Source organism: Actinacidiphila cocklensis (assembly GCF_907177275.1).
GTDB classification, from domain to species: domain Bacteria; phylum Actinomycetota; class Actinomycetes; order Streptomycetales; family Streptomycetaceae; genus Actinacidiphila; species Actinacidiphila cocklensis.
Window position 1 is genome coordinate 1 of sequence record NZ_CAJSLV010000065.1, and the last position, 14,896, is coordinate 14,896.

Genomic DNA, 14,896 nt, shown 5'->3' on the forward strand with positions numbered 1-14,896 from the left:
GCGGCCTCGGTGGACGGCGCGACCGGCGCGGCAGCCGGCTGGGCCGGAGCCGGGGCGGCCTCGGCAGCCGGCGCGGGGGCGGCTGCGGGGGCACCGCTGCCGTCGTCGATGACGGCCAGCTCGGCGCCGACCTCGACCGTCTCGTCCTCGGCGACCTTGATGGACGCGAGAACGCCGGACGCGGGGGAGGGGATCTCGGTGTCTACCTTGTCGGTCGAGACCTCGAGCAGCGGCTCGTCGGCCTCGACGCGCTCACCCTCGGCCTTGAGCCAGCGGGTGACGGTGCCCTCGGTCACGCTCTCGCCGAGCGCCGGCAGGGTTACGGAAACCGCCATGGTTGCGGTTACTCCTCACGATCTGTGCGAATGGGTGGCGTGATGAGGGTCAGTCGTGCGAGTGCAGCGGCTTGCCCGCGAGGGCGAGGTGGGCCTCGCCCATTGCCTCGTTCTGCGTCGGGTGAGCGTGGATGAGCTGCGCGACCTCGGCGGGCAGCGCCTCCCAGTTGTAGATCAGCTGCGCTTCGCCGACCTGCTCGCCCATCCGGTCACCGACCAGGTGGACGCCCACGACGGCACCGTCGCGGACCTGGACGAGCTTGATCTCGCCCGTGGTCTTGAGGATCTTGCTCTTGCCGTTGCCCGCGAGGTTGTACTTGAGCGTCACGACCTTGTCGGCACCGTAGACCTCCTTGGCCTTGGCCTCGGTGATGCCCACGGAGGCGACCTCGGGGTGGCAGTACGTCACCCGCGGCACACCGTCGTAGTCGATCGGCACGGCCTTCAGGCCCGCCAGCCGCTCCGCCACCAGGATGCCCTCGGCGAAGCCGACGTGCGCCAGCTGCAGGGTCGGCACCAGGTCGCCGACGGCCGAGATGGTCGGCACGTTCGTCCGCATGTACTCGTCCACCAGGACGTAGCCGCGGTCCATCGCGACGCCCTGCTCCTCGTAGCCCAGGTTCTGCGAGACCGGGCCGCGGCCGATCGCGACCAGCAGCACCTCCGCCTCGAAGGTCTTGCCGTCCGCCAGCGTCACCTTCACACCGTCCGCGGTGTACTCGGCGCTCTGGAAGAAGGTGCCCAGGTTGAACTTGATGCCGCGCTTGCGGAAGGCCCGCTCCAGCAGCTTCGAGCTGTTCTCGTCCTCGACCGGCACCAGGTGCGGCAGGCCCTCGACGATGGTCACGTCGGTCCCGAAGGACTTCCACGCCGAGGCGAACTCGACGCCGATCACACCGCCGCCCAGGACGATCGCGGTCTTGGGGACCCGGTCCAGGGTCAGCGCGTGGTCCGAGGAGATGATCCGGTTGCCGTCGATGGTCAGCCCGGGAAGCGAGCGCGGCACGGAACCGGTCGCCAGCACCACGTGCCGGCCCTGGATCCGCTGACCGTTCACATCGACCGAGGTCGGGGACGACAGGCGCCCCTCGCCCTCGATGTACGTCACCTTGCGTGACGCCACCAGGCCCTGCAGGCCCTTGTAGAGGCCCGAGATCACGTCGTCCTTGTACTTGTGGACGGCCGCGATGTCGATGCCCTCGAAGGTGGCCTTCACACCGAACTGCTCGCTCTCGCGAGCCTGGTCCGCGATCTCACCGGCGTGCAGCAGCGCCTTGGTGGGAATGCAGCCGTTGTGCAGACAGGTGCCCCCGAGCTTGTTCTTCTCGATCAGGGCGACGTCCAGTCCCAGCTGCGCGGCACGCAGTGCGGCTGCGTAGCCGCCACTGCCGCCGCCGAGGATCACTAGGTCGAAAACAGTGCTGGCGTCGTTCGCCACGTCACGTCCTCCATGCATGGGTTCGCCGGAGCCGGTCCACCATGACCGGTCGGCGGCTTTGGTTCGGCCGCTTTGTCTTAAAGGGGGCCCTGTCGTGCCGAGACAACATCTTCGCACTTCTCAGGCGCGCGCGGGCCACCGGCCCTGCCGCGGGGAACACCGCGAGCGGCCCCCGGCATGTCGCCGGGGGCCGCACGTGACACATCTCACCCGGACTTCGCCGGATTCAGAGCAGGTCGCCCTCAGCGGTCTGCCGGGCCAGTGCCACCAGGGTGCGCACGGCGGAGCCGGTGCCGCCCTTGGGGGTGTAGCCGGACGGGCCGCCCTCGTTGAAGGCCGGCCCCGCGATGTCCAGGTGCGCCCACGTGATGCCCTCGCCGACGAACTCCCGCAGGAACAGTCCGGCGACCAGGCCGCCACCAGGGCGTACGCCCATGTTCGCGATGTCCGCGGTCGGGGAGTCGAAGGTCTTCCGCAGCTGCTGCGGCAGCGGCATCGGCCAGGAGTCCTCGCCCTCGGCCAGCGCCGCGGTGTGCACCGCGGTACGGAAGTCGTCGTCGTTCGCCATGATCCCGAACCGGCCGTCGCCCAGCGCCAGCACCATCGCGCCGGTCAGCGTCGCCACGTCCACGATCGCGTCGGGAGCCTCCTCGGACGCCCTGGTCAGCGCGTCGGCCAGCACCAGCCGGCCCTCGGCGTCGGTGTTCAGCACCTCGACGGTCTTGCCGCTGTACATCTTCAGCACGTCACCGGGGCGGGTCGCGCCGCCGCCGGGCATGTTCTCGGCCAGCGCGAGCCAGCCGGTCACATTGACCTCAAGGCCCAGCTTGGCCGCGGCCACGACCGCGGCGAACACCGCGGCGGCGCCGCTCATGTCGCACTTCATCGTCTCGTTGTGCCCCGGCGGCTTGAGCGAGATGCCGCCCGAGTCGTACGTGATGCCCTTGCCGACGAAGGCCAGCGACCTGGTCGCCTTGGCGTGCGAGTACGCCACCCGCACCAGCCGGGGCGGCGTCGCCGAGCCCTGGCCGACGCCCATGATGCCGCCGTAGCCGCCCTTGAGCAGCGCCTTCTCGTCGAGCACCTCGACCGTCAGGCCGTACTCCTTGCCCGCGGCCTGCACCGCGGCCGCGAAGGCCTTCGGGGTCAGGTCGTTCGGCGGGGTGTTCACCAGGTCACGCGCCCGGTTGACCTCCTCGGCCACCGCGGTCGCCCGCTCCGCCGCCGCCTTGAACGACTTGTCCCGCGGCTTGGCGCCCACGACGGCGACCTCGCCGAGCGGGCCCTTGCCGGAGTCGGTCTGGTACGCGGTGAACGCGTACGCGCCGAGCAGGGCTCCGATCGCGACGGCCTCGACGTCCGCGGGGTCGCCCGCGGGCAGCGCGAACGCCGCCTTCTTGGCTCCCGCCAGCGCCCTCGCCGCGGTGCCGGCCGCCTTGCGCAGCGCCTCGGGGTCGAACCCCGCGCCCTCCTCGGGGGTGTCCCCGAGCCCCACCGCCACCACGACCGCGGCCTTGACGCCGTCCGGCGCGGGGAGCTTGGTCAGCTCGCCCTCGGCGCCGGTCGCGCCGAGCGTCTCCAACGTCGAGCCGAGCTTGCCGCCGAAGGCGGCGTCCACCGTCTCCGCCCCCGGGGCGACGCGCGGGCCGCCCTTGGCGGCCTTGGTCACCCCCACGACGACGGCGTCCGCGCGCAGCGCTGCGGCGGCGGAGGTACTGAGTGTCAGAGCTGTCACGGTGGCTCAGGTCCTATTCGGTCGAGGTCCTTGGAGAAGGCCGGTGGATGGCCCGGCCGGGGCCGTCCCCGCATCGTATTCCGCCACATCATCGGGGCGATCCGCGGTCGGCTCAGCCGAGCCTACGCTGGCGCTTGCCGGGGGTGTGTCTGCTTGCGTGCCCGCCCTCCCCCATTGCTCCGCGTGGGGGTGCCCCCATCTCGCTCCGCTCGCCCGTGCGGGTGTGTGGTCGGGTGCGGGTGCCGCCTGTGGGTGGGGCGGCGGCGATCCGGGTGCCGCCTGTGGGTGGGTCGGTGCCGCTCCGGGGGTATCTCCTCGGCCTGCGCGCCCGAGCTCTTCCCGAACGTCCCAGCGGGAGCCGCGCGCATGCCTGCGGGGACACCCCCGGATCGTCCCCTCCCCGCTGCCGGCGGCCGTCCGTTGCGTGGTGGCTGAGGCGTGGGCAGTCCGGGGGCGCCGTCTGCGGTACGTGACCCGGCGCCGGTCACTGTGCCGGCCTGCTACCTGCGTCCCGCCTGCTGCCGTCGGCGTTCCGCCGTCCTGTGTCGCCCGCTGCCTGTCGGGATCCCGCTCCTGCTCGCGTGCTGCCTGCGCCGCTGTCCGGCGCGGGTGCCGCGTCCTGCTGCCTGCCGCTGGGGCCTCTGCGGTCGCACGGGCGCGCGGGCACTCGGGGGCTAGCGGAGGGACAGGGTCAGGAAGGCCAGGGTGGCGGCGGATTCGGTGACGGCGCCGAAGACGTCACCGGTGACGCCGCCGAGGCGGCGGGTGCAGCGCCGCACGAGGAGGTCGCCCGCGGCGGTGGCGAGGAGGACGGCGCAGCCGAAGCGGAGGGGGGTCAGGCCCCCGAAGCCGGCGCCGCCGGCGGAGGCGAGGGCGGCGTACAGGGCGGCGGAGCCGAGTGCGGCCCAGCGGGGCACGGAGCCGGCGACTGCGGCGCCGAGGCCGCCAGGCCTGGCGGCCGGTACGCCGCGCCGGCAGGCGACGAGGAGGGCCACCCGTGCGGCGACGGCCGAGACAACCGCGGCCGCGCCGCCGTACACCCAGCCGTGGGCGTAGCACGCGGCCGCCGAGGCGACCTGGGCGAGGAGCGTGAAGACCAGGACGACGACCCCGAACGGCCCGATGTCCGACTGCTTCATGATCTGCAGCGCGTCCTCCGCCTCCTTGCCGGAGCCCAGCGCGTCCGCGGTGTCGGCGAGCCCGTCGAGGTGCAGCGCGCGGGTGAGGACCGCGGGTACCGCCACCGTGCCGACCGCCGCGAGCAGCGGCCCCGCGCCGAGGGCGACCAGGAGACCGCCGCAGGCCGCGGCGGACAGGCCGACGACGGCACCGACGAGCGGCGCGGCGAGCATCCCGCCGCGGGCCGCGGCCCTGTCCCAGCGGGTGAGCCGGGCGGGCAGCACGGTGAGCGTGCCGAAGGCGAACCGCAGCGCGTCGCCGGGCGAGGCGGCGGGGAGGTTGGTCACCGCGCGAGGCTACCCGCCGCGGGTCAGCGCTCCGCCGCGGGTGCGGGTGAAGAGGGCGAGGACGAGGGCGACGCCGGCGAGGTGCTCGTAGCCGGCGAGGTTGGGGAGGGAGACGACCTCCACCACCATCGCCAGCACGATCGTGCCGACCGTCCACCACGCCCGGAAGCGCAGGGCGACGTAGACGCCGAGGGCGACGACCGCCGCGGACGGGCCGGTGTCGCGTACCAGGAGGTCGTGCGCGGGCAGGCCGAGCGGCCAGTGCGGGGCTTTCCCCGCCCACAGCGAGTAGCGGGCGAAGCCGGTGCCGGCCAGCGTCGCGAGCAGGGCGACGCTCAGGGTGCGGCGCGGCCCCACCGTGGTCTCGGCGATGCCGAAGACCACGACGACCTGGAGGAGCAGGCCCCACACCGGCAGCGAGGGGTCGGGCAGGAAGACCGAGACGGGGGTGCGGAGCAGCGCCTGCCACCAGGGGAGGCTGGCGTAGACACCGCCGAGCCGTTCCACCCAGCCGCTGGTGCGGTGGCCGTGCTGGAGCAGCTGGAGCACCAGGATGCCCGCGCACGCGCCGAGTGTGACCGGCACCGCCCGCGCCCCTCGCTCCCGCAACTCCCTTCGTACGCCGCCGAGTACGGCCCCCCACTCGGCGACCAGCCCCGTCATGCGCCCGCCTTGTCCGTGGCGGCCTTCACTGGCACACCCTTTCGGCCGGGTGGCCGGGGGGCGCCGGGCGGCGGCGGAGCGGGGAGGGGAGGCGGGGGACGCCGAGGAAACCCTCGGCGCGGGCGCCCGCGAGGCCGATCCTGGGGAGTTCGCTCGACTTGCCGAAGAGGACATACCGCGGCTCCCAGATCGGCCGGAATTTGGCGTTGGCGCGGTAGAGCGACTCGATCTGCCACCACCGCGAGAAGAACGTCAGCAGCGAGTGCCACAGCCGCAGCACCGGCCCGGCGCCGAGCCGCGAGCCGCGTTCGAAGACCGACCTGAACATCGCGAAGTTCAGCGAGACCTGCTCGACCCCCACCTCCTCGGCCCGCTGGATCAGCTCGATGACCATGAACTCGATGAGGCCGTTGTCGGACCCGCGGTCCCGCCGCATCAGGTCGAGGGACAGGCCGTGCGGCCCCCACGGCACGAAGCTCAGCAGTGCCCGCGGGCTACCCGCGCCGTCCGCGCACTCGACCATCACGCACCGCCCGTCGGCCGGGTCGCCGAGCCGCCCGAGGGCCATCGAGAAGCCGCGTTCGGTCTGGCCGTCGCGCCAGTCGTCCGCGCGTTCCAGCAGCACGGCCAGCTCGCTCGCCGGGATGTCGGCGTGCCGCCTGATGCGTACCGTGCAGCCGGAGCGCCGCACCCGGTTGTGCGCCTGCCTGACCGTGCGCATCGCGCGCCCTTCGAGCGTGAAGTCGGCGGTCTCCACGATCGCCTCGTCGCCGAGTTCGAGTGCGTCCAGGCCGTGCCTGGCGTAGACCGTGCCGGCCTCCTCGCTCGCCCCCATCACGGCCGGCACCCAGGCGTGCTCCCTGGCCTCGGCCAGCCACGCGTCGATGGCGCCCGGCCAGGCCTCGGGGTCGCCGATCGGGTCGCCGGAGGCGAGCGAGACCCCGCCCAGCACGCGGTAGGCGATCGCCGACTTGCCGCTCGGCGACCAGATCACGCTCTTGTCGCGGCGCAGCGCGAAGTAGCCGAGCGAGTCGCGCTCGCCGTACCTGTCGAGCAGGACCCGCAGCCGCTGCTCGTCGTCCGCGCCGAGCAGTTCCCTGCCCCGCGGGGAGCGGAAGGCGACGAAGAGGACGAGGACGAAGAGCAGGGTGCTCATGACGTTGATGACCACGTCCACCCAGCCGGGGGTGGAGATGGCCAGGAACGCGCTGTCGCCCGGGACCAGGGAGATCAGCCGGAGCAGGGCGTAGCCGAAGCTGTCGCCGAAGGTGCCGCCGTGCTGGGAGTTGGTCGCCGCGACCAGCCCCGTGCCGATCAGTGAGGCCAGGACCAGGCCGACGGCGGCGACCACCGCCGCATGCCACGGGTTGGCGGGGTCGCCCTTCGCGTGGAACTCCCGCCGCCCGGCGACCAGCGCGGCCAGGAAGGCCGTGGTCAGGGCGAGCGAGACCCAGTTCTGGGGGTGCTTGTGGATGTCGGGCCAGATCATGCTCAGCGCCAGCGCGGCGAAGAACAGGCCGCACAGCACGAGGTTGAGGATCCACGCGGCCCGCTTGCGGCGGCGCATCGTGACGGCGAGGAAGAGGGCGATGGCGCCCGAAGTGAAGCCGGCCGTCAGGAGGTACGGGGTGAAGTAGTCCTGCGCGTTGTGCCGCCGGATGTCGGCGCCGAAGGAGACCCAGACGGCGCCGAGGAAGTTCAGCGCGGCCACGACGCGCAGGTACCAGACCGTGAAGACCGCGCTGCGCGCTGCCAGGCGGCTTGGAGGGCGCGGACTTCCCATGAGTGGGAAGCGTAGAGCATAATGTCTGATTTACGTCATTATGCTCTACGCGTGTCGGGTGGACCCCTTCAGGCCTCCGCGGAGACCTCTTCCTCTGCTTCCTCTGCTTCCTCTTCCGCGGGCTCCGCTGCCGGCTCCTCCTCGGGGAGTTCCGCCGACAGGGCCGCGGCGGACTGGATCAGCGGCAGTGCGAGCAGGGCGCCGACACCGCCGCCCACCCGGATGCCGTGGTCGAGCAGCGGGTCGAGCGAGACCCGGTCCAGCGCCTTGGCCTGGCCCGGCTCACCGCTGGCGTGCCCCGCCAGCCACCAGTCCGGCGCGCGGAAGGCGATGCGCTGGCCGACCAGCGCGCAGGCCGCGCTGACGACGCCGTCGAGCACCACGGGCAGCTTGCGCACCGCGGCCTGGAGCAGGAAGCCCGTCATCGCGGCGAAGTCGGCGCCGCCGACGGTGCCCAGCAGGGCCAGCTGGTCGCCCAGCACCGGGCGGGCGCGGCGCAGCGCGTCCCGGATCGCGGCGCACTTGCGCATCCAGGCGAGGTCGTCGATGCCGGAGCCGCGGCCGGTCACCACGGAGGCGTCGGTGCCGCACAGCGCGGCGATCAGCACGGCGGCCGGCGTCGTACCGCCGACGCTCAGGTCGCCGAGCACCACGAGGTCCGTGCCCGAGTCCGCGTGCCGGTCGGCGAGTTCCATGCCGGTGCGGAAGGCCTGCTCGGCCTCCTCCCGGGTCAGCGCGTCCTCGACGTCGATACGCCCCGAGCCGCGGCGTACCCGATACGCCGTCACCTCGTCCGGCAGGTCGGCCGGGTCGCAGTCCAGCGCCATGTCGATGACGTCGACGGGGACGCCGAGGCGGCGGGCGATCACGTTCACCGGGGCGGTGCCGTCGATCGCGGCCCTGGCCAGGACACTGGCCGTGCCCGCCTTGCGGGTCGAGACGTCCAGCTCCGCGACGCCGTGGTCGGCGGCGAACAGGATGACGCGGGGCGCGGTGACGGGGCGCAGCGGAACCGCGCCCTGCACGGCGGCCAGCCAGTCGGCCAACTCCGCGGCCTTCCCGAGCCCGCCGGCGGGCCGCACCAGCCCCTGCCACCGGTCCGCCGAGTCCCGCCGCAACCTTGCGTCGGGGCGCTCCACCAGGGAGCCGAAGTCATCCAACTCAATCCCACTCACCCGCCGAACAGTACCGCCCCCTCCGCCCCGCGCCCCCGCCGCCCGGGTTCCGCCGCCGCAGAGGGCGCGTTTCGGGGGCGCGGGGAACTGCGCGCCCAGCCATCCACCGGCCGGTGGCCCGGATGGGACCGGAACAGCCCCTGCCGGTGACGACCCGCGTCGCGGGAAGCGCTCAGCGCAGGCGGAGGGGGAGGCCGGCCACCAGCAGGAGGACGTGGTCGGACTCGGAGGCCATCGCCGCGTTGAGCCGCCCCAGCTCGTCGCGGAAGCGACGCCCCGCGGAGGTCGCCGGGACCACCCCCGAGCCGACCTCGTTGGAGACCGCCACGGCGGTGCGGCGCGTCGCGCGCCATGCCGCGGCGAGCTCGTCCGCACGGGCGCGCACGCGGCGCGCCGCGCCGTTGTGCCAGGCCTCGTCGTCCCAGGCGTCCTCCGTGTCGAGCACGTCGGTGAGCCACAGCCCGATGCAGTCGACGAGCAGCGGCGGACCCGAGGCGTCCGCGAGGAGCGGGACGAGATCGCGGGTCTCCAGGGTGCGCCAGCCGGCCGGGCGGCGCTCGCGGTGCAGGGCGACGCGGTCGGCCCAGTCGGCGTCGCCGTCGCGGGTGCCGCCGGTGGCGACGTAGAGGACCTCGGGGAAGGTCGCGAGCCGGCGCTCGGCCTCCGCGGACTTGCCGGAGCGGGCGCCGCCCAGCACCAGGGTGCGGCGGGGCACGTCGGGTACGGCGTGGTAGTCGCCGGCCACCAGCGTCGTACCGTCGGGCACGGCCCTGGCGCCGTACGCGGCCAGCCGCCGGTTCAGTTCGGGCTCGGGCGGCGCGTCGTGGCCGAGGTGGACGGCGACCACGTCGGTCGTACCGGCCACCGCGCCCGCCGCCCGCAGCCGGGCGAGCGCGTCGGGGCGCCCGACCGCGTCGAGCAGCACCAGGTCGTACGGCGGCTCGTCCGTGCCGTTGACGCCTGCCGGTGCGCAGCCGGGCGGAAAGTACAGCAGCCGCAGGCCGTCGGGCGACTCGACGGAGTAACCCGTGCCGGGCGCGTCCATGGGCACGGCCCGCACCTTGTGGCCGGTGATCAGCGTGATCCGCTGCCCGTCGGGCACCCGGGTGGGTGCGGGCAGGCCCGGCGGGATCTCCACGGCCGGGCCGTCGTGCGGGTGCGAGAGCAGGACCAGGCGCAGCCCGGCGAGGCTGTGCCCGGCGCGGGCCGCGGCCAGGGCGACACCCGGGGTCAGGTCGAGCAGCACCACGCCGTCGACCAGGACGGAACCGGGGGCGCGGGCGCCGTCGCCCACGGCGAGGGCGCAGGCCGCGCACGGGCAGTCCGGGATGGGCAGGCCCTCGGGCGCCGCGGTGCCGAGCAGAGTCACTTCCACGGCACGATCGTCTCGCGTCGCGCTGCGTCACGCCGCGCGGGGCGCGCGGTGTTCGCCTTGTGGCGACCGCCCCACCACCGCCGACCGTGCGGTTACGCTGCCTTGGCAGGCCCCCGCGGCACTCTGGACCATGGACTTGCCCGACTTGCGACACTGACGGACCCGGCACCGAGGAGACATACATGGCGTGGACGTGGCGGTTCGAGAAGGCCGACGGCACCGAGGTGGAGCCTGCGGTGCAGCCCGAGGAGTTCACCACGCAGGGCGACGCCGAGTCCTGGCTCGGCGAGTCCTGGAAGGACCTGCTCGAAGGCGGCGCAGACCAGGTCGTCCTCTCCGAGGGCGACGCGAAGATCTACGGCCCGATGAGCCTGCACGCCGACGCCTGACGCGGTCCGGTGCCGTCCTGCGCGGGAGCGGGGGGCGGCACCGCTCCCGTTCAGCCCAGCGACCCCAGCGTGACCTGCGTCGTCCTGGTCGCGCCGTCCCTGTCGTAGGTGACCTGGACCTTCGCGCCCGGCGTGAGCGCGGCCAGCGCCGTGGTGAGGCTCTGGACGGTCGTGATCGGCGTACCGCCGACCTTGGTGATCACGTCACCGGCCCGCAGCCCGGCGTCGGCGGCGGCGCCGCCCTTGCTCACCGAGACGATCGCGACGCCCGCCGGCTGCTGGTTCTGGTCGACGACCCCGCGCACCGTCACGTCGAGCGCGGCGCGGCCCGAGTCGGTGACCTTGCCGCTCTTGATGATCTGGTCGGCGATCCGCTTGACCGTGGAGGACGGGATCGCGAAGCCGATGCCGGGCGCGGCCCCGCTGCCGAACTGCGGGTCGGTGGCGGCCAGCGTCGGGATGCCGATGACCTGGTTGTCGAGGTTCACCAGGGCGCCGCCGCTGTTGCCCGGGTTGATCGCGGCGGACGTCTGCACCATGTCGGGGATCGTCGCGCCGGTGCCGCCGCCGGACGAGCCCTCGCTGACGGTCCTGCCGGTCGCCGACACGATGCCCTGCGTGACGCTGCTGGACAGGCCGAGCGGATTGCCCATCGCCAGCACGATCTGGCCGACCGCGACCTTCCCCGAGTCCCCGAAGTCGGCGGGCTTGAGGCCCTTGGGCGGGGACGTCAGCCGGATCACGGCGAGGTCGCTGGCGGGGAAGGACGAGACCAGCTTCGCGCTGAGCGGGCTGCCGCCGGTGGCCAGCGACACCTGGAAGCTGGTGGCGTCGCCGATGACGTGGGCGTTCGTGACGATGTCGCCCTTGTCGTCGTAGACGACGCCGGAGCCGAGGTCCTGCTGCGTGGTGATCTGCACGACGGACGGCAGGACGTCCTTGACGGTGCTCTGGTAGGCGGCCTGCAGGTCGCCTCCGCCGCCTGACGCCGCGGCGACCTGCGCGTTCGCCTCGGGCGAGTTTCCGGCTGCGCCGGAGGTGCATGCGGATGCCGCCATGGCGAATGCGCATGCGGCTGCGCCGGGCAGAAGGAGGGTACGCGGTCGCCTCATACCGGCATCGTCCCTCCGCCCCCGCCCCGCCACCCGCCGCCGGCACCCATCCGGGTGCCTGGGCCAGGCGGGATGAGCTCCCCGCGCCCCTGGGAGGGTGCGCCTTGCGGTGCCTGGCGCCTCCCGGTGCGTCGTGCTTGCGCGCGCGGTTCCGCCCCCAGCGCCGCCTGGGTGGGTGCCCTTGCGGTGCGGTGCGGTGCTTTGCCTGCGGCCGCGTCGGGGCTTGGCGCGCGGTTCTCCGCGCCCCTGAGGCGCTGCTCCTTGCGGTGCGTTGTTTACCTGCAGCCGCGTCGGGGCTTGGCGCGCAGTCCTCCCCCAGAGCTTCGCCTGGGGGTACCCCCACGCGCCCCTTTTGACCTGCATCCTCCTCCGCACAGGGTTTGCCCCTGCCGGGGCTTGCCCTCTGCGGAGAGGGTGAGCGTTTTTCAGGGACGCGTGGGGTACCCCCAGGCGAAGCTCTGGGGGCGGAACCGCGCGCGCAACCACGACGGTGGGAGGGGTGCGACGCCACCGCAAGGGGCAATCACCTGCGGGCGCGAATCCCCACCGGGGAAAAAGGTGACCGCATGCAGCAAACGCGCCGCATGGCGTCAGGTGCGGAGGCCGCACACGTGGAGGAGTGCGGCCACGCCGCGATACGGATCGGCGCGGCCGGCCGCCTCCTCGGCGTCGAGGAGCGCGGCGAGCGCGCCCGGGTCCGAAGGGACCACCGCGTGGTCCGGCGCGGCGTCGGTGAAGACCCGCACGCCGTACCAGGCGTGCAGCGGCGCGCAGATCCCGGCGAGCGTCTGCGTCAGCGGCGCCAGCCGGTCCGCCCGGGTGGCGAGCCCGAGCCGGTTGACGTAACCGGCGTAACCAGCGGAACCGGCGGAGCCGAAGGCCTGCAAGGCGGTGCCCCAGTCGCCGAGGAGCCCCGGCCGCATGGCCAGGGCGTCACCGTTGCGGACGAGCAGGGACAGCAGGCCCCCGGGTGCCAGCACCCGGGCGAGCGCGGCCAGCATGGGCTCGGGGTCGGGCACGTACATGAGCACCCCGTGGCACAGGACCACGTCGAAGCACGCAGGCCCGAAGTGCCTGCCGGTCTCGCGGCCGTCGCCCTGGAGGACGACGACGCGGGCGCGTACGTCGGCGGGCTCGGCCGCCACCGCCGCCCGGAAGGCGGCCAGCATCGCGGGGTCGGCCTCAAGGCCGGTGACGAGGTGCCCGGCGCGGGCCAGCCGCAGCGCCTGCGTGCCCTGGCCCGGGCCGATGTCCAGCACCCGCAGGCGCCGTACCGCGTGGGCGCCGCCCGCGGGCGGGAAGTGCTCGGCGAGCTGTTCGTCCAGCTGCCGTGCGACCAGCTCCTGCCTGACGGTGTTCCGCAGTCCGCCCAGGCCCGCGAGCCAGGTGTCGGCGCCGCCGTGGAAACCGCCCCCGCCGGGGGCGGCCGGCAGGCCGGGGAAGAAGCCGTTCAGAGCTTGGCGCCGCGCTGGACCTGCGGCTTGGGAAGCCGCATCCGGCGCATCTGGAGCGTCCGCATCAGGCCGTAGGTGACGGCGCGCTTCGTGTTCTGGTCGGGGAAACGCTTCGCCAGCTGCCTGCGCAGCGCGAAGCCGGTGATCACCGAGTCGATCAGGATCAGCACGATGACCAGCACCCACAGGAACAGCGAGAGCGTCTGCACGGCCGGCATGAGGCTGCCGATAAGGATCACCACTGCCATCGGCAGGAAGAACTCGGCGACCCGGTAGCGGGAGTCCACGTAGTCGCGGGTGAACTTGCGCACCGGCCCCTGGTGGGCGGCCGGCAGGTGCCGCTCGTCGCCGTTGGCCAGCGCTTCGCGGCGCTTGGCCAGGTCGACGCGGCGGGCCTCGCGGGCCTGCCGGGCAGCGGCCTTGCGGTCGGTCGGCGTGTTGGCCACCTTGCGGCGCTGCTGCTGGGCATCGCTGCGCTTGGGCGTGGGGCGACCCTTGGGAGCCTGCGGGTCGCGGGTCTGGTCCTCAAGCACTGCGGCTACGGCGAGGGCCTGCTCATCTTCGGAACGACGTCGGAACACATCTCCAAGGTTACGTGCTTCCGCCCCCGGCCCCTAGCCCCCGCCTACTCCCTGGGCAGGGGGTGGCCGAACCGTGATCGTCCTTGCGGATGAGCGCATCCGCGTCCGAACAGTGCGGTAATGGAACCAAGGCCCGTAGGCTGGGGTCTGTAGAGGTGCTGGAGCAGTTTGCCGGAGAAGGGGGCGCGCGAGGCCCATGAGCGGTGTCATGAAGCGGATGGGACTGATCTTCCGCGCGAAGGCCAACAAGGCCCTGGACAGGGCCGAGGACCCGCGCGAGACGCTTGACTACTCGTACCAGAAGCAGCTGGAGCTGCTGCAGAAGGTGCGGCGGGGTGTGGCCGATGTCGCCACCTCCCGCAAGCGGCTCGAACTGCAGCTGACCGAGTTGCAGAAGAAGTCGGCGACGTACGAGGACCAGGGCCGCAAGGCGCTCGCGCTGGGGCGCGAGGACCTGGCCCGTGAGGCGCTGTCCCGGCGGGCGGCCCTGCAGCAGCAGGTCACCGACCTGGAGACGCAGCACACCACGCTGCAGGGCGAGGAGGAGAAGCTCACGCTGGCCTCCCAGCGCCTGCAGGCCAAGGTGGACGCCTTCCGTACGAAGAAGGAGACCATCAAGGCCACCTACACCGCCGCCCAGGCGCAGACCCAGATCGGCGAGGCGTTCTCCGGCATCTCCGAGGAGATGGGCGACGTCGGCATGGCGATCCAGCGTGCCGAGGACAAGACCGAGCAGCTGCGGGCGCGCGCGGGCGCGCTGGACGAGCTGATCGCCTCCGGTGCCCTTGACGACCCGACCGGCATGGCCAAGGACGACCTCCAGGCCGAGCTGGACCGGATCTCCGGCGGCAGCGACGTGGAGCTCGAACTGCAGCGGATGAAGGCGGAACTGGCGGGCGGCAGCGCCCCGCAGGCGATCGAGGGCGGCCAGGGGAACCGGGACGCCCAGGGGCAGCCGCAGGACACCCCGAGGTTCGACAAGCAGTGAGGCGCGGCGGCCGGCGGCAGCGCCGGCCGGTTCACCGGCACGCAGACCCACCCGGCACGCAGTCACGGACCCCGGCAGTGTGCCCGGCAGCAACGGAGCCGCAACGGAGGAGGCCGTCATGATCGCGCGGATCATGGGGGAGGGCCAGGTGAGGTTGGCGGACGCCGATCTCACCCGGCTCAACGAGCTGGACAACGAGCTGCTCGCCACTGTGGAGAGCGGTGACGAGGAGGCCTTCCGGCGCACGCTGGGCGCCCTGCTCGACACGGTCCGCAGCCTCGGTGAGCCGCTGCCCGACGACGCGCTGGAGCCGTCGGAGCTGATCCTCCCCACGGCGGACGCCACCCTCGACGAGGTCAGGGCCATGCTCAAGGACGACGGGCTGATCCCGGGCTGACCGGC

General features: G+C 73.4%; 14 protein-coding genes. 3 read left to right on the forward strand and 11 right to left on the reverse strand.

The window, feature by feature from the left end:
* From NFU81_RS23195 to NFU81_RS23230, 8 genes are all read right to left on the reverse strand, one after another.
* Nucleotides 1–335 (reverse strand): biotin/lipoyl-containing protein (locus tag NFU81_RS23195; protein WP_285833821.1); only part of this gene is annotated, 335 nt, incomplete at its 3' end.
* Nucleotides 336–384: 49 nt separating this feature from the next.
* A complete protein-coding gene (gene lpdA / locus NFU81_RS23200) occupies nucleotides 385–1,773 on the reverse strand; it encodes a dihydrolipoyl dehydrogenase (protein ID WP_251492996.1) in 1,389 nt (462 codons plus the stop codon).
* Between the two features lie 226 nt (nucleotides 1,774–1,999).
* Complete coding sequence (locus tag NFU81_RS23205) at nucleotides 2,000–3,508, reverse strand: leucyl aminopeptidase (protein ID WP_251492998.1); 1,509 nt, start codon at nucleotides 3,506–3,508, stop codon at nucleotides 2,000–2,002.
* A 674-nt stretch (nucleotides 3,509–4,182) separates the two neighbouring features.
* Nucleotides 4,183–4,974, reverse strand: coding sequence for an adenosylcobinamide-GDP ribazoletransferase (locus tag NFU81_RS23210; RefSeq protein WP_251493000.1), 792 nt, complete (start codon nucleotides 4,972–4,974; stop codon nucleotides 4,183–4,185).
* Between the two features lie 9 nt (nucleotides 4,975–4,983).
* Nucleotides 4,984–5,637 (reverse strand): hypothetical protein, encoded by a 654-nt coding sequence (locus NFU81_RS23215; RefSeq protein WP_251493002.1) that lies wholly within the window; start codon nucleotides 5,635–5,637, stop codon nucleotides 4,984–4,986.
* 25 nt (nucleotides 5,638–5,662) lie between these two features.
* Nucleotides 5,663–7,420, reverse strand: coding sequence for a phosphatidylglycerol lysyltransferase domain-containing protein (locus tag NFU81_RS23220; protein WP_251493004.1), 1,758 nt, complete (start codon nucleotides 7,418–7,420; stop codon nucleotides 5,663–5,665).
* A gap of 68 nt (nucleotides 7,421–7,488) precedes the next feature.
* Nucleotides 7,489–8,595: a nicotinate-nucleotide--dimethylbenzimidazole phosphoribosyltransferase gene (gene cobT, locus NFU81_RS23225; RefSeq protein ID WP_251493006.1), complete on the reverse strand. Its 1,107-nt coding sequence runs from the start codon at nucleotides 8,593–8,595 to the stop codon at nucleotides 7,489–7,491.
* A gap of 172 nt (nucleotides 8,596–8,767) precedes the next feature.
* Nucleotides 8,768–9,970, reverse strand: a complete 1,203-nt coding sequence (locus NFU81_RS23230; RefSeq protein WP_251493008.1) for a bifunctional adenosylcobinamide kinase/adenosylcobinamide-phosphate guanylyltransferase — start codon at nucleotides 9,968–9,970, stop codon at nucleotides 8,768–8,770.
* A gap of 182 nt (nucleotides 9,971–10,152) precedes the next feature.
* On the opposite strand from NFU81_RS23230, the gene NFU81_RS23235 reads away from it, so the two are divergent.
* Nucleotides 10,153–10,359 (forward strand): hypothetical protein, encoded by a 207-nt coding sequence (locus NFU81_RS23235; RefSeq protein WP_251493010.1) that lies wholly within the window; start codon nucleotides 10,153–10,155, stop codon nucleotides 10,357–10,359.
* Nucleotides 10,360–10,409: 50 nt separating this feature from the next.
* On the opposite strand, the gene NFU81_RS23240 is transcribed toward NFU81_RS23235, so the two are convergent.
* The 3 genes from NFU81_RS23240 to NFU81_RS23250 all read right to left on the reverse strand — a co-directional run bounded on the left by NFU81_RS23240 (nucleotide 10,410) and on the right by NFU81_RS23250 (nucleotide 13,506).
* A complete protein-coding gene (locus tag NFU81_RS23240; RefSeq protein WP_251493012.1) occupies nucleotides 10,410–11,417 on the reverse strand; it encodes a S1C family serine protease in 1,008 nt (335 codons plus the stop codon).
* A gap of 644 nt (nucleotides 11,418–12,061) precedes the next feature.
* Nucleotides 12,062–12,844: a class I SAM-dependent methyltransferase gene (locus NFU81_RS23245; RefSeq protein ID WP_251493160.1), complete on the reverse strand. Its 783-nt coding sequence runs from the start codon at nucleotides 12,842–12,844 to the stop codon at nucleotides 12,062–12,064.
* Between the two features lie 77 nt (nucleotides 12,845–12,921).
* The gene (locus NFU81_RS23250; protein ID WP_251493014.1) at nucleotides 12,922–13,506 is read right to left on the reverse strand and encodes a DUF3043 domain-containing protein; all 585 of its coding nucleotides are present in this window, start codon (nucleotides 13,504–13,506) and stop codon (nucleotides 12,922–12,924) included.
* Between the two features lie 196 nt (nucleotides 13,507–13,702).
* Here NFU81_RS23250 and NFU81_RS23255 point away from each other — a divergent pair, with 196 nt between their 5' ends.
* On the forward strand, nucleotides 13,703–14,494 hold the full coding sequence (locus tag NFU81_RS23255; protein ID WP_251493016.1) for a PspA/IM30 family protein: 792 nt from the start codon (nucleotides 13,703–13,705) through the stop codon (nucleotides 14,492–14,494).
* A 118-nt stretch (nucleotides 14,495–14,612) separates the two neighbouring features.
* Entirely contained in the window at nucleotides 14,613–14,891 is a 279-nt protein-coding gene (pspAA, locus tag NFU81_RS23260; RefSeq protein WP_251493018.1) for a PspA-associated protein PspAA, read from the forward strand.
* Nucleotides 14,892–14,896 lie beyond the last annotated feature (5 nt).